General features: G+C 76.7%; 9 protein-coding genes. 5 read left to right on the forward strand and 4 right to left on the reverse strand.

All coding sequences use genetic code 11. The annotated features are described in order from the left end of the window. Positions 1-122 precede the first annotated feature (122 nt). Both PKY62_RS02200 and menE read right to left on the reverse strand, forming a co-directional pair. Positions 123-992 (reverse strand): 1,4-dihydroxy-2-naphthoate polyprenyltransferase, encoded by an 870-nt coding sequence (locus PKY62_RS02200; protein ID WP_324534402.1) that lies wholly within the window; start codon positions 990-992, stop codon positions 123-125. After that, a complete protein-coding gene (gene menE / locus PKY62_RS02205) occupies positions 976-2,217 on the reverse strand; it encodes an o-succinylbenzoate--CoA ligase (RefSeq protein WP_324534404.1) in 1,242 nt (413 codons plus the stop codon). The genes PKY62_RS02200 and menE overlap by 17 nt, the downstream gene beginning before the upstream one ends. A 116-nt stretch (positions 2,218-2,333) precedes the next feature. On the opposite strand from menE, the gene PKY62_RS02210 reads away from it, so the two are divergent. Together PKY62_RS02210 and PKY62_RS02215 are read left to right on the forward strand one after the other, a co-directional pair. Continuing rightward, on the forward strand, positions 2,334-3,464 hold the full coding sequence (locus PKY62_RS02210; protein ID WP_324534406.1) for a DUF3048 domain-containing protein: 1,131 nt from the start codon (positions 2,334-2,336) through the stop codon (positions 3,462-3,464). Between the two features lie 96 nt (positions 3,465-3,560). Beyond that, a complete protein-coding gene (locus PKY62_RS02215) occupies positions 3,561-6,008 on the forward strand; it encodes a sensor domain-containing protein (RefSeq protein ID WP_324534408.1) in 2,448 nt (815 codons plus the stop codon). A gap of 38 nt (positions 6,009-6,046) precedes the next feature. On the opposite strand, the gene PKY62_RS02220 is transcribed toward PKY62_RS02215, so the two are convergent. Beyond that, positions 6,047-7,042 carry a 1,4-dihydroxy-2-naphthoyl-CoA synthase gene (locus PKY62_RS02220; protein WP_324534409.1) on the reverse strand — a complete coding sequence of 332 codons (996 nt, stop codon included), beginning with the start codon at positions 7,040-7,042 and terminating at the stop codon, positions 6,047-6,049. 68 nt (positions 7,043-7,110) lie between these two features. Between PKY62_RS02220 and PKY62_RS02225 the strand changes: the two genes are divergently transcribed. The 3 genes from PKY62_RS02225 (at position 7,111) to PKY62_RS02235 (ending at position 11,464) form a co-directional block, all read left to right on the forward strand. Continuing rightward, on the forward strand, positions 7,111-8,172 hold the full coding sequence (locus PKY62_RS02225; protein ID WP_324534410.1) for an o-succinylbenzoate synthase: 1,062 nt from the start codon (positions 7,111-7,113) through the stop codon (positions 8,170-8,172). After that, the gene (menD, locus tag PKY62_RS02230; protein WP_324534412.1) at positions 8,169-9,938 is read left to right on the forward strand and encodes a 2-succinyl-5-enolpyruvyl-6-hydroxy-3-cyclohexene-1-carboxylic-acid synthase; all 1,770 of its coding nucleotides are present in this window, start codon (positions 8,169-8,171) and stop codon (positions 9,936-9,938) included. Before PKY62_RS02225 ends, menD begins: the two co-directional genes overlap by 4 nt. Before the next feature lie 107 nt (positions 9,939-10,045). Beyond that, positions 10,046-11,464: a trypsin-like peptidase domain-containing protein gene (locus tag PKY62_RS02235; protein ID WP_324534414.1), complete on the forward strand. Its 1,419-nt coding sequence runs from the start codon at positions 10,046-10,048 to the stop codon at positions 11,462-11,464. 114 nt (positions 11,465-11,578) lie between these two features. Here the strand turns inward: PKY62_RS02235 and PKY62_RS02240 are convergent, their stop codons facing one another. After that, the gene (locus tag PKY62_RS02240; RefSeq protein WP_324534416.1) at positions 11,579-12,898 is read right to left on the reverse strand and encodes an isochorismate synthase; all 1,320 of its coding nucleotides are present in this window, start codon (positions 12,896-12,898) and stop codon (positions 11,579-11,581) included. Between the last annotated feature and the right edge of the window lie 164 nt (positions 12,899-13,062).

The raw sequence follows: 13,062 nt of genomic DNA on the forward strand, positions 1-13,062 counted from the left end.
AGCGCCGCAGGGCGGCCGGCACGCGGTTCAGCCCGGGGGTGGACGCCGACGCGGCGGCCGAGGACGCCGAGGCGCAGGGTCTGTCCGGGCGGGCCGCCGACGGGGTCGACGGCCCCGCGGGCTCACAGGGCCAGGCCGAGCCCCAGCAGGACGCCGTAGGCGAGCTCGAGCGCGGCGGTGCCGGCCAGGACGGGCCGCAGCAGCACGCCGCGGGCGCCCAGCCGCACCGTGGTGACGAGCAGGGCGGCCGGTAGCGCCAGCAGCAGCACGAGCAGGGACCACGGCGCGACGAGCGCGCACGCCACCCCGAGCAGCAGCGGGACGACGACGAACGCTGCGTAGAGCTCGCGGGCCCGGTGCTCGCCGATCCGCACGGCGAGCGTGCGCTTGCCCGCCAGCACGTCGGTGGGCACGTCGCGGACGTTGTTCACCATGAGCAGCGCGCACGCCAGCAGGCCGATGCCCACGGCCCCTGCCGCCGCGGGCCAGGAGATCCGGTCCGCCTGGGTGTACGTGGTGCCGAGCACGGCGACCAGCCCGAAGAACACGAAGACGCCGACCTCACCCAGCCCCCGGTACCCGTAGGGCGAGCGTCCGCCGGTGTACGACCAGGCCGCGAGGATCGCCACGGCACCGACGGCGAGCAGCCACCAGTGCCCGGTGACGACCACGAGCCCGAGCCCGATGAGGGCGCCGACGCCGAAGGCGGCGAACGCGGCGGTGCGCACCTGCTCGGGGCGCGCGGCCCCGGAGCCGGTGAGGCGCAGCGGGCCGGTGCGCTCCAGGTCCGTGCCGCGGATGCCGTCGGAGTAGTCGTTGGAGTAGTTGACGCCGACCTGCAGGGCCAGGGCGACGCCCGCGGCCAGGGCTGCCCTGCCGATCGAGGCCTCACCCAGCTGGGCTGCGGCCCCCGTCCCGACGAGCACCGGGGCGACGGCGGCGGGCAGGGTGCGCGGGCGCGCACCCTCCAGCCACTCAGCTGCTGTGGCCATCGTGGTCCTGTCCTCCGTCCCGGGCGGTACGGCCCTCGGCCGCGATCCGTGCGACCGCCGACCGGTCCACCTTGCCCGGCCCGCGCTGCGGCAGCGCGTCCACCAGGACGAGGCGCCGGGGCGCGGCGGCGCTGCCCAGGGTACGGCTCGCCGCCTCGCGCAGCTGCACCAGCGTGACGGCGTCACCCGCGGTCTGCGCGTGCCGGAGCGGCCGCGCGGGGACGACGACGGCCGTCACCTCCTGACCCCACTCCGCGTCCGGCACACCGACGACGCACACCTCGCCGACGCCCGGCACCGCGGCGAGCGCGGCCTCGACCGCCGCGGGCCGGACCTTGACGCCGCCCGTGACGAGCACGTCGTCGAGCCGGCCGAGCAGCGTCAGCCGGCCGTCGCGCAGCTCGCCCGCGTCCGCGGTCCTCAGCCACCGCACGCCGTCGTGCACGACGAAGGGGTCCTGGCCGGCCTCGGGCGCCGGCAGGTACCCCCGCGCGAGCACGGGGCCGGCGATCCGCACGGCGCCGTCGTGCACCGCGACCCGCACGCCGTCGAGCGGGACACCGTCGTACACGCAGCCACCGCAGGTCTCCGTCATCCCGTACGTCGTCACGACACGCAGGCCGAGCGCGCGCGCGGCGTCGAGCAGCGGGCGGGGGGCCGCGGCGCCGCCGACGAGCACCGCGTCGAGCTGCGCCAGGGCGGCCAGCGCGGCGGGCAGGGCACCGGTGGACGCCTGGGACACGACGCGGTGCAGCTGGGTGGGGACGAGCGCGGCGTACCGGCGTCCGCCGCGCGCCTCCTCGACGGCCCGGGCCAGGGCCGCAGGGGAGCCGGGTGGCTCGACGAGCACGGCGTCCGTCCCGGCGAGCGCCGAGCGGACGAGCACCTGGAGCCCGGCGACGTGGCCGGGCGGCAGGGCGAGCAGCCAGCGGCCGGGCCCGCCGAGTCGCTCGTGGGTCGCCTCGGCCGACGCGACGAGCGCTGACCGGTCGAGCAGGACCCACCGCGGGCCACCCGTCGAGCCGGACGTCCGCACCACGAGCGCCACGGCGTCGGGCACGCGCGGCGGCAGCGTCCCGAGCGCGGCACGTGCCTCAGGGGTGTCCGCCACCGGCGCCAGGGCCGGACCGCTGCCGTCGACGGCAGCGCGCACGGCGACGGCGAGCGCCGCGAGACCGGCCGGGTCCGTCGGCCCGACCGGCCACGGCACGAGCTGGCGGTCCACCACGTCAGCGTAGGTGCGCCGTACAGTGATCCGTGGTCTGGCCGCCAGGACGGACGGACCTGCAGGACAGCCAGACCACACCCGGCCGCGTGGCCGGTGCGACAAGGAGATGCCCCGTGGCCCGTTCGACCACGTCCGTCGAGACCTCCTCCGGACGGGCCGCCCCGCCGCGACCTGGCCTCGTGCGCCGGCGCGCCACGCGCGGACTCCTCGCCGGGGTGGCCGTGCTGGCCGTCATGGGGCTCGCCGCGTGCGCCGGCCCTGCGCCCGAGGCGCCGGCGCCCGTCACCGTCACCCCGAGCATCGAGCCGTCGCGTGCGGCCCCGCCCGAGCCCGTCGTGCCCGTGGTGTGGCCCCTGACCGGCGTCGCGACGCCCGAGGTCGCCGCCCGTCCCGCGGTGGCTGTCAAGGTCGAGAACACGTCCGTCGCCCGTCCGCAGTCCGGGCTGGACCAGGCCGACGTGGTGTGGGAGACGATCGTCGAGTTCGAGGTCTCGAGGTTCGTCGCGGTGTTCCACTCCCAGGTCCCCGCCGAGATCGGACCCATCCGGTCCGTGCGGCCGATGGACCCGCTCATCGCCAGCCCGCTGCACGGCCTGTTCGTCTTCTCCGGCGGTCAGGCCGGCATCCTCGCCCTCCTCCCAGGCAGCGGCATGCAGCAGCTCAGCCACGACGCCGGGGCCGACGGCCTGTACCGCGTCTCGTCGCGCTCCGCCCCGCACAACGTCTACGGCGACATGACCGTGTTCCTCGCCCAGGCCGACGCCGACCACAGCGCGGCGCCGGCCCAGCAGTTCGCCTTCGCGCTCCGCGCGGAGCAGGCCTCCGCGACGCTCGTCGGCGCCCCGGCGACGACGCTGTCCTTCCGCCTGTCCTCCGCGTCCAGCCCCACGTGGACCTGGGACGCGGCCACCGGCACCTGGCTGCGCTCGGAGGGCAGCACGCCCGCCACGGCGGCGAGCGGCGCGCGGCTCTCCGCCGTCAACGTCGTCTCGATCGTGGCGGAGCACCCCAACTCGGGGTTCGGCGCGCAGAACGACGCACCCGTCCCGACCTACAACCTCGTCGGCGAGGGCGAGGCGCTCGTCGCGACCGGGGGCAAGACCGTCGTCGGGACGTGGCGCAAGACGGCGCAGGAGGCACCGATGCAGGTCTTCGGCCCGGACGGCGCCCCGCTGCTGCTCGCCCCCGGCAACACCTGGGTCGAGCTGGTACCGGCCGGCACGGGTTCGCTGACGGTCGGCTGACCGCACCGCTCACGCCCACCGTGCCGCGTGCCGATAAGACCCCGTGAGGTGAGCGACCGTCCGGCGCCCGCCGGACGGCGGCACCCGGAGGTGGGCATGGGCGAAGGCCGACGGTCGCGGGGCCTGGCCGCCCGGATGGAGGCGGCGCTCGACGGCCTCGTCGACCCCACGGTGATCGCCCAACCGGTGCGTGACGCGGCCGGCGACGTCGTCGACCTCGTGCTGGTCTACGTCAACCTCGCAGCAGCCGAGTGGGGCGCCCCGGTGGGCGCCCTGCTCGGGCAGCGGGTCGATCCGTCGCCCTCGGCGGGCCTCGATCGGCTGCTCAAGGTGCACGCGAGCGGCGAGGCGCTGGCACTCGACTCGGTCGCGGTGTCCCGCCGCGGCGGGACCGAACGGTTCGTCGACATGCGCGTCGTGCGCCTGGACGACGACCTGCTGCTCAGCTGGCGCGACGTCACGGTGCGGCTGGCCGCGGAGCAGGCGCTCGCGGCCCACGGCACGCGGTTCCGCCACGTGCTCGACAACCTCCTCGACCCGGCGGTCATGGCCGAGCCCGTCCTCGCGCCGGACGGCACCCTGAGCGACCTCCGGGTCATCTACCACAACCTCGCCGCCCAGGGCGGCGGGGAGCCGATCTGCCAGGGCCTGCGCGAGCAGCTCGGGCGGGCCGGGGTGCCAGAGCTCTACGAGCGCTACGCCGGGGCCTTCCACGACGGGGAGCCCGTGGTGCTCGACGGCGTCCCGACGACCGACACGCGCACGGGGGCGCTCCGCTACCTCGACGTGCGGGCCCGCCGGGTCGGGGACCTGCTCGTCGTCACGTGGCGGGACGAGACGGACCGGCACGCCACGGAGCGCGCGCTCGCCGACAGCGAGGCGCGGTTCCGGATGGCGTTCGACGACGCGCCGGTCGGCATGGTCGTCACGAGCCTCGACGCGGCGGACGCCGGGACGTACCTCCAGGTCAACCGTGCGCTGACCGACATGCTCGGCTACGCGCCCGGCGACCTGGTCGGGGTGCACGGCCCCGACCTCACCCACCCGACGGAGCGCGAGACGGACGCCGTCATGCTGCGTGAGCTGGTCACGGGAGAGCGGTCCACCTACCACCGTGAGAAGCGCATGCGCCGGGCGGACGGACGCTGGCTCTGGGTCCGGATGGCCGCGTCGGCGGTCCGCTCGGACGCCGGCCGGTCGTACGCCGTGGTCCACATCGAGGACGTGACGGCGCGGCGCGCCGCCGAGGCGGAGCTCGCGCGGCGGGCGCTCGTCGACCCGCTGACCGGGTTGTCCAACCGGGGTGTGCTGCTCGACCACATCCGCCTCGAGGTGCGCGAGCTCGAGCGCCTCGGCGGCGCGGTCGCGGTCTTCTACCTCGACCTGGACCGCTTCAAGGACGTCAACGACACGCTGGGCCACGCGGCGGGCGACGAGGTGCTGCGCAGCGTGGCCGCCCGGCTCTCGGCAACGGTGCGCGGCAGCGAGGCGGTCGGCCGGCTCGCGGGCGACGAGTTCGTCGTCGTCGCACACGTGTGGGACGAGGCTCAGGCGGTGCGGATCGCCCGGCGTCTCGTCGACGCGGTCATCGAGCCGATGGTCGTCGGCCCCCGCGCGATCGTCGTGCGACCGAGCATCGGGGTGACGCTCACCGCTGAGCCCTCCGCCGCGCCGGAGGACCTGCTGCGCGAGGCGGACCTGGCGATGTACGAGGCCAAGCGCGGCGGCCGGGCTCCGTGGGCGCTCTACGACAGCGCCCTGCACCGCACCGCCGTCGAGCGGCTCGAGATCGAGGGGTCCCTGCGGTCCGCCGTGGCCGAGGACCGGCTGCGCCTCCTCTACCAGCCCATCGTCGACGTGGCGAGCGGCCGGATCGTCTCGGCGGAGGCGCTGCTGCGCCTGGTCCACCCGGAGCGCGGGCTGCTGGCCCCCGACGCCTTCATCGAGGTCGCCGAGGCGAGCGACCTCATCGTGCCCATCGGTGCCTGGGTGTTCGAGGAGGCGTGCCGTCAGCTCGCGAGATGGCAGGAGGTGACGCCGCGGATGCGCGTCGCCGTCAACGTCTCGGCCCGGCAGGTGGCGCACCTCGTCGTGGGTGAGCAGGTGGCCCGTGCGACGACCGCGACCGGGACCGTGGCGTCCGACCTGCTGCTGGAGATCACCGAGCGGGTGCTGCTCTCCGCGGACGACGACGTGCTGGCCGAGCTCCGCGGGGTCACGGCGGCCGGCTGCGGCCTGGCGATCGACGACTTCGGCACCGGGTACTCGTCGCTGACCTACCTCACGCGGTTCCCGGTGACGACCCTGAAGATCGACCGGGAGTTCGTCGCCGGGCTCGGGGTGCGCGGCGAGGACACCGTGGTGGTCGCCGCCGTCGTGGGCCTGGCCAAGTCGCTGGGGCTCACCGCCGTCGCCGAGGGTGTCGAGACGGTCGAGCAGCTCGCTGCGCTGGGCGCACTGGGCTGCCACCGTGCGCAGGGCTTCCACCTCGGTCGGCCGATGACGTCCGACGCGCTCCTGGCGCTGCTGCGCGCCCAGGGCTGAGGCGTCGCGCCGCGTGCCGCTGAGCGGCCGCGTGCTGCTCAGAAGTGGTAGGGGAAGCCCGACCAGTCCGGTGCGCGGTGGCCGAGGAAGGCGTCGCGCCCCTCGACCGCCTCGTCGGTCATGTACGCGAGCCGGGTCGCCTCGCCGGCGAAGACCTGCTGCCCGGCCAGCCCGTCGTCGGCGAGGTTGAAGGCGAACTTCAGCATCCGGACCGCCTGCGGGCTCTTGCCGGCGACCACGCGGGCGTACTCCAGCGCGAGGCTCTCCAGGTCGGCGTGCTCGGCCACCTCGTTGACGGCGCCCCACCGCTCGGCATCGTCTGCGGAGTACTCCCGGGCGAGGAAGAAGATCTCCCGCGCCCGCTTCTGCCCCACCTGGCGGGCCAGCAGGGCCGAGCCGTACCCGCCGTCGAACGAGCCGACGTCGGCGTCCGTCTGCTTGAAGCGGCCGTGCTCACGGCACGCGATCGACAGGTCCGCGACCACGTGCAGCGAGTGCCCACCGCCGGCCGCCCAGCCGTCCACCACCGCGACGACGACCTTGGGCATCGTGCGGATGAGCCGCTGCACCTCGAGGATGTGCAGCCGACCTGCCCGCGCCGGGTCGATGCCCTCGGCGGTCTGCGTGGCGACGTCGGACGTGTAGCGGTAGCCGTCGCGCCCGCGGATCCGCTGGTCACCGCCAGAGCAGAATGCCCACCCGCCGTCCTTGGGGCTGGGCCCGTTGCCGGTGAGCAGCACCACGCCCACGTCAGAGCTCATCCGGGCGTGGTCGAGCACCCGGTAGAGCTCGTCGACCGTGTGCGGCCGGAAGGCGTTGCGCACCTCTGGCCGGTGGAACGCGATGCGGACCACGGGCAGGTCGCGCTCGATGCCGGCCTCGGGGTCGTCGGTGCCGGGGTCGTCGGTGGCCGGCGTGCCGGTGCGGTCCACCCCGCGGTGGTAGGTGACGTCGGTCAGTCCCTCGAACCCCGCGACCTCGCGCCAGCGCCGCGGGTCGAACGTCTCGGACACCGACGGGGGCAGCGGGCTCATGCGCGCAAGGGTAGCCAGGCGTCGGCCGGGGCCGCTCCTGGTGTGCGCCCGCGCACTACGGTGACGGGGTGACGCCGCCCACCGACCCCCGACCGCGCGAGCTGCGCGTCTACCGGGTCGGCCTGCGCACCCGGTTCCGCGGGCTCACCGCGCGCGACGGTGTGCTGGTCCGCGGCGCGGCGGGCTGGGGCGAGTTCGCGCCGTTCTGGGAGTACGACGACGCCGAGTCCCTCGCCTGGTGGCGCTCGGCGCTCGAGGCGGCCGACGGCGGCTGGCCCGTGCCGCTGCGGGCCACCGTCCCGGTCAACGTCACCGTCCCGGCGGTCGACGGCGCAGCGGCGCGCCGGATCGTCGCGGCATCCGGCGGCTGCCGGACGGCCAAGGTCAAGGTCGCCGAGCGTGGCCAGACGATGGCGGACGAGGTGGAGCGGGTCGAGGCCGTCCGCGACGCACTGGGCCCCGGCGGCGCGATCCGGATCGACGCCAACGGCGCGTGGGACGTGGGCACGGCGCTGGCCCGCCTGCGGGTGCTGGACCGCGCCGCGGGGGGCCTGGAGTACGTGGAGCAGCCGTGCGCCACCGTTCCGGAGCTCGCGGCGGTGCGCCGGGCGGGGACGGTCCGGGTCGCGGCGGACGAGTCCGTGCGCCGCGCCGAGGACCCCTTGGCCGTGGTCCGCGCCGGCGCCGCCGACCTCCTGGTGCTCAAGGTGGCGCCGCTGGGCGGGGTGCGCGCGTGCCTCGAGCTGGCCGAGCGCGCCGGCCTGCCCGTGGTGGTGTCCTCCGCCCTGGAGACGTCCGTGGGGCTCGCCGCGGGGCTCGCCCTCGCCGCGGCACTCCCGGAGCTGCCGTTCGCGTGCGGCCTGGCCACGGCCCAGCTGCTCACCGACGACCTCGTCGCCGCAGCGCCCCGCGTGGTCGACGGGGCGATCGGCGTCGGCGCGGTGGTCCCCGACACCGCACTCCTCGACGCCCACGCCGCGGACGCGGGGCTCGACGCCCGATGGCGCGCGCGCGTGGCAGCGGTGCGGCGCCTCGACGTCGCGCCGGCCGGCGAGCGCGTCCGTGCGCCTGCCGGTGCGGACCCGGCGCTCCGCACCCCGTCGCACCGCGAGCCAGGAGGCCCCGCATGAGCCCGTCCGTCCACGCCGCCCGGGTGCTCGTCCAGGCCCTGGTGGACCTCGGCGTGCGGCACGTCGTGCTCGCCCCTGGCTCGCGCAGCGCACCGCTGGCCTACGCGGTGGCGCAGGCCGCGGCCGGCGGTGCGGGCGACCCGGGGCTCGAGCTGCACGTGCGGATCGACGAGCGCGCCGCCGGCTTCCTCGCGGTCGGCCTGGCCCGCGCGGCCCGCGCCCAGGGGCGGCTGGAGCCCGTCGCCGTGGTCACGACGTCCGGCACCGCCGTGGCCAACCTGCACCCCGCCGTCCTCGAGGCCGACCACGCCGGGCTGCCCCTGCTGCTGCTCACCGCCGACCGCCCGCACGAGCTGCGCGGCACGGGCGCCAACCAGACCACCGAGCAGGTGGGGCTCCTGGCGCCCGCCGTCCGGCTGACCCTCGACGTGCCAGCGCCCAGCGGCAGGCCCGGCGAGGACCGCGACCTGCGCCATGCGGCGGCGCGAGCCGCTGCCGCTGCGCTCGGCTCGCGGACCGGGGATCCCGGACCGGTCCACCTCGACCTTGCCTACCGCGAGCCGCTGGTCCCCGCCGACGACGCGTGGCCGGAGCGCTCGCGCGACGGCCTGGCCGACGTCGAGCCGCGCGAGCCGCACGCGGAGTCGTCCGGCCCGGCGAGCTGGGCGATGCGCGTCGCCGACTCGTCCGTGCCGGTCAGCCCGGGCGACGGGGTGCGTACGGTCGTGGTCGCGGGGGACGGTGCCGGGCCGGGCGCCTTCTGGATCGCCGCGGCGAACCGCTGGCCGCTGCTCGCCGAGCCGACGTCCGGCGCGCGCGAGGGCCGCAACACGATCCCCGCGTACCGCCTCCTGCTCGACGTCCCGGAGCTCGGTGGTGCCGTGCAGCGCGTCGTCGTCCTCGGCCGGCCGACGCTGTCGAGGCCGGTCCAGGCGCTGCTCGCGCGGCCCGACGTCGAGGTGATCGTCATCGCTCCACAGGGTCGGGGCTGGCCGGACGCCGGGCGGGCGGCGACCCGGGTGCTCACCGAGGTACCGGCGGGCCTGCTGCGCGGCAACCTCGGGGCAGGGCTGGACTGGCTGGCGCGCTGGCAGCGCGCCGGCGCCGCTGCCGCGCGGGCGGTCACGGCGACCCTGCGGGCCGCGATGGACGCCGGCGGCGCCCTGCCCGGGGCGGTGCTCGCCACGGCGATGGCCGCGCACAGCGTGGCGGGGGACGTCCTCGTGGTGGGGGCGAGCAACCCGATCCGGGACCTCGACCTCGTCGCGGCATGGGACGAGGCGCCGCTCGTGCTGGCCAACCGCGGGCTGGCGGGGATCGACGGGACGCTGTCGACGGCGGCGGGCGTGGCGCTGGGCCTGGGCCGCCCGGTGCGTGCGTACGTGGGCGACGTGACCTTCCTGCACGACGTCGGTGGCCTGCTCACCGGCCCGCTCGAACGCGTCCCCGACCTCCAGGTGGTGGTCGCCAACGACGACGGCGGCTCGATCTTCGCCACGCTCGAGCACGGCGACCCGCGCTGGGCCGCCGTCGCCGAGCGCGTCTTCGCCACGCCCCACGGCGCCGACCTCGCAGCCCTGTGCGCGGGGTACGGCGTGGCCCACCGGCGGGTCGCGGACATGCCGGCGCTGCACGCCGCGCTCGTCGAGCCCATCGTCGGCCGCAGCGTCGTGGAGGTCGTCGTCGACCGGGCGGGCCGGCGTGACCTGCACGGCCGGCTCGCCGACGCCGTGCGGGGCGCCGTGCGCGAGGCTGTCGCGGGGTAGCGCCGGGCGGCGACGGGCGCGGGCTCAGCGTTCCCAGCGGGTTCCCAGGTGGCGCCCAGGCACCGCCCAGGACGCCGGGGTGTGCTGGTGTCCTCGAAGGAGGCCCCATGAGCACCGAGCAGCACCCGACCGGCGACCTCGCCGGTCCCGACGCACAGCACGTCGTCCCCCCCGCGGCACCCCCTGTGCCGCCCGCACCCGTCCCGCCGTCCGGCGCGACGCACGGCACGGCGCCCGCGGGGACGAGGACCGCGCCACCCCCCGCTCCGTCCGTGCCCCCCGCGCCCCCCGGTCCGCCCGCATCGCCCGTCGACCTCTGGGCACCGCCGGCGCCCGGGCCGGCACCCGTCCGCGACCGCCGGTGGCTCCCGCTCGTCGGCACGGCCGCCGCGGCGGCGCTCCTGGCCAGCCTGGGCACCGCCGGCCTGACCGGGGCGTTCGACCAGGGTTCGTCCAGCACGCCGTCGTCCCTCGCGACGATCGGCGCGCAGGAGTCCACGACCGTGCCGGTGAGCGGCTCGTCCACCGGTCAGGCGGACTGGGAGGCCGTCGCCGAGGCCGTGCGACCCTCGGTGGTGGCGATCGACGTCGAGACGTCGTCGGGCACCGGCAAGGGCTCGGGCGTCATCCTCGACGCCGAGGGCCACGTGCTGACCAACGACCACGTCGCCGGGGACGCGGTGGACGGCGGTCTGCAGGTCACGCTCGCCGACGGCCGTGTCTACGAGGCGACGCTGGTCGGCACCGACCCGACCACCGACCTCGCGGTCATCGCGCTCGTCGACCCGCCGGCCGACCTCGTCCCGGCCGTGCTCGGCGACTCCGACGCCCTGGCGGTCGGCGAGGCCGTCATGGCCGTCGGCAACCCGCTGGGCCTGGACAGCACGGTGACCACGGGGATCGTCTCGGCGCTCGACCGGCCGGTCTCCACCTCGGACGGCACGGACGAGACCGTGGTGACCAACGCGATCCAGATCGACGCCGCGATCAACCCGGGCAACAGCGGCGGGCCGCTGTTCAACGCCGCGGGCGAGGTCATCGGGATCACGTCCTCGATCGCCTCGCTGTCCACGGGGACCTCGACGTCCGGCTCGATCGGCCTGGGCTTCGCCATCCCCGTGAACCTCGCCGACCGCGTCGCCGCGGAGCTCGTGACGGACGGCTCTGCCGAGCACGCCTTCCTGGGCGTGGCGCTCTCCGACGGCACGGCGACGGCCGACGGCACCACGCGCCGCGGCGCCGTCGTCGAGGAGGTCACGGAGGGCTCGCCAGCTGCGCTCGCGGAGCTCGTGGTCGGGGACGTCGTCGTGGCGATCGACGGCGACCCTGTCAACGGCGCCGAGGCGCTCACCGCCTTCGTCCGGGAGCGCGCCGCCGGCAGCGACGCGACCCTGACGATCGTGCGGGACGGCGCCGCGCTGGACGTCGAGGTCACGCTCGCGGTGCGGGCGGAGGCCGCGGCGTCGGCCACGACGCCGGACGGCTCCAGCGGCTGGCGCACCACGCCGCAGGACCCGCAGGGCTGAGCGGCGCCTCGGCGCCGGCTCCCGGCCGGGGACGCTGTGCGGAGCATCCGGCACGAGATCCGTGCCGGATGTTCCGCACAGCGCGGACGACCGCCGTCGGGCGCGGGCCCGGCGTCAGCCGTCGAGCAGCGCGTGCCGCATGGGCTCGAGCTTGGCCTCGGACTCGGCGAGCTCTGCCTCGGGCACCGACGCCGAGACGATCCCGCAGCCCGCGAACAGCCGCAGCCGGTGCGGATCGCCGGGGTCGATCTCGGCCGAGCGCAGCGCGATGCCCCACTCGCCGTCGCCGTCGGCCCCGAGCCAACCCACCGGCCCGGCGTACCGCGCGCGGTCCATGCCCTCGAGCCGGGCGATGAGGGCGCAGGCGTCGGCGGTGGGTGTCCCCGCGACGGCAGCCGTCGGGTGCAGCGCCGCGGCAAGGGCCAGGCTGGTGGGCGGCTCGCCGCGGTCGGTCGCGAGCACGGCGGTGACGTCGGTGGCCAGGTGCAGCACGTTCGGCAGGTGCAGCACGAAGGGCGTCTCGGGCACGTTGGTCGACGAGCAGAAGGGTTCGAGCGCGTGCGTCAGCGACTCGACGGCGTACTCGTGCTCCTCGAGGTCCTTGGAGCTGTGCGCCAGGATCGCTGCCCGCGCCAGGTCGGCGTCGTCGTCCCCCGTGCGCCGGATGGTCCCGGCCAGCACGCGCGAGGTGACGAGCCCCTTCTCGCTGCGCACCAGCAGCTCAGGGGTGGCCCCGAGCAGGCCGTCGACGGCGAAGGTCCAGCACGAGCGGTAGTCCGCGGCCAGGCGGCGCAGCACCCAGCGCGGGTCCAGCGGGTGCTCGGTGCGTGCGACGACGTCCCGGGCCAGCACCACCTTGTCCAGGCGGCCGGAGCGGATCTCCGCGACAGCTGCGGCGACGGCGCCCTGCCAGCCCGCGCGGTCGAGCGCGCCGTCGGCGTACGTGACGGCGCCGGGCGGGACGACGGGCGAGGGCTCGGTGAGCAGCGCGGCGCTCGGGGCGCCGACGGCGGCGGCGTCCAGCGTGGTGATCCACGCCGCGCTCCCGCGGCGGCCGACGACGACGCGCGGCACCACGAGGACGCCGCCGGCGGGGGAGGCGTCGGCGAAGGCGAACGAGCCGAACGCGAGGGGTCCCGTCCCCGGCAGCCGCACCTCGTCGCGGACGACGGCGTGCGCGACGATCGCACGCCAGGCGTCCTGCGCCCGGGCGAAGCGGTCCGTGCCCGCGGTCCCGACCCGCACCAGCTCGCCCCAGGCCACGATCCCGTCGCCGCGGCGCACCCAGGCCAGGCCCCCGTCGGGCGGCAGCAGGTCCAGCAGGTCGGCGGGGAGCTCTGCGGGGTCGACGGCGACCGTGCGCGCGACCAGCGGCTGGGGCAGGGCCTGGCCGCCGTCGTCGTCGACGGGGGTGGCGCGGGGCTCGGGGATCATCGCCGTACAGCGTAGGACCGCCCGACCGATGCCCCCGCCTCGCCCGCCGACGACCTGCCCCTCCCCTCGCACGTGCGGAGCGTTGGGGTCGGGACACGCCGGCGTGTCGGACCGGGACGCTCCGCACGCGACCGGGACGCTCCGCACGCGACCGGGACGCTCCG

Source organism: Actinotalea sp., from assembly GCF_035443605.1.
Taxonomy (GTDB): Bacteria; Actinomycetota; Actinomycetes; order Actinomycetales; family Cellulomonadaceae; genus Actinotalea.

Coding starts and splice junctions, on each gene's coding strand:
- PKY62_RS02200 (WP_324534402.1), bottom strand. CDS start 992: ATGGCCACAGCAGCTGAGTGGCTGGAGGGTGCGCGCCCGCGCACCCTG.
- PKY62_RS02215 (WP_324534408.1), top strand. CDS start 3,561: ATGGGCGAAGGCCGACGGTCGCGGGGCCTGGCCGCCCGGATGGAGGCG.
- PKY62_RS02220 (WP_324534409.1), bottom strand. CDS start 7,042: ATGAGCCCGCTGCCCCCGTCGGTGTCCGAGACGTTCGACCCGCGGCGC.
- menD (WP_324534412.1), top strand. CDS start 8,169: ATGAGCCCGTCCGTCCACGCCGCCCGGGTGCTCGTCCAGGCCCTGGTG.
- PKY62_RS02235 (WP_324534414.1), top strand. CDS start 10,046: ATGAGCACCGAGCAGCACCCGACCGGCGACCTCGCCGGTCCCGACGCA.
- PKY62_RS02240 (WP_324534416.1), bottom strand. CDS start 12,898: ATGATCCCCGAGCCCCGCGCCACCCCCGTCGACGACGACGGCGGCCAG.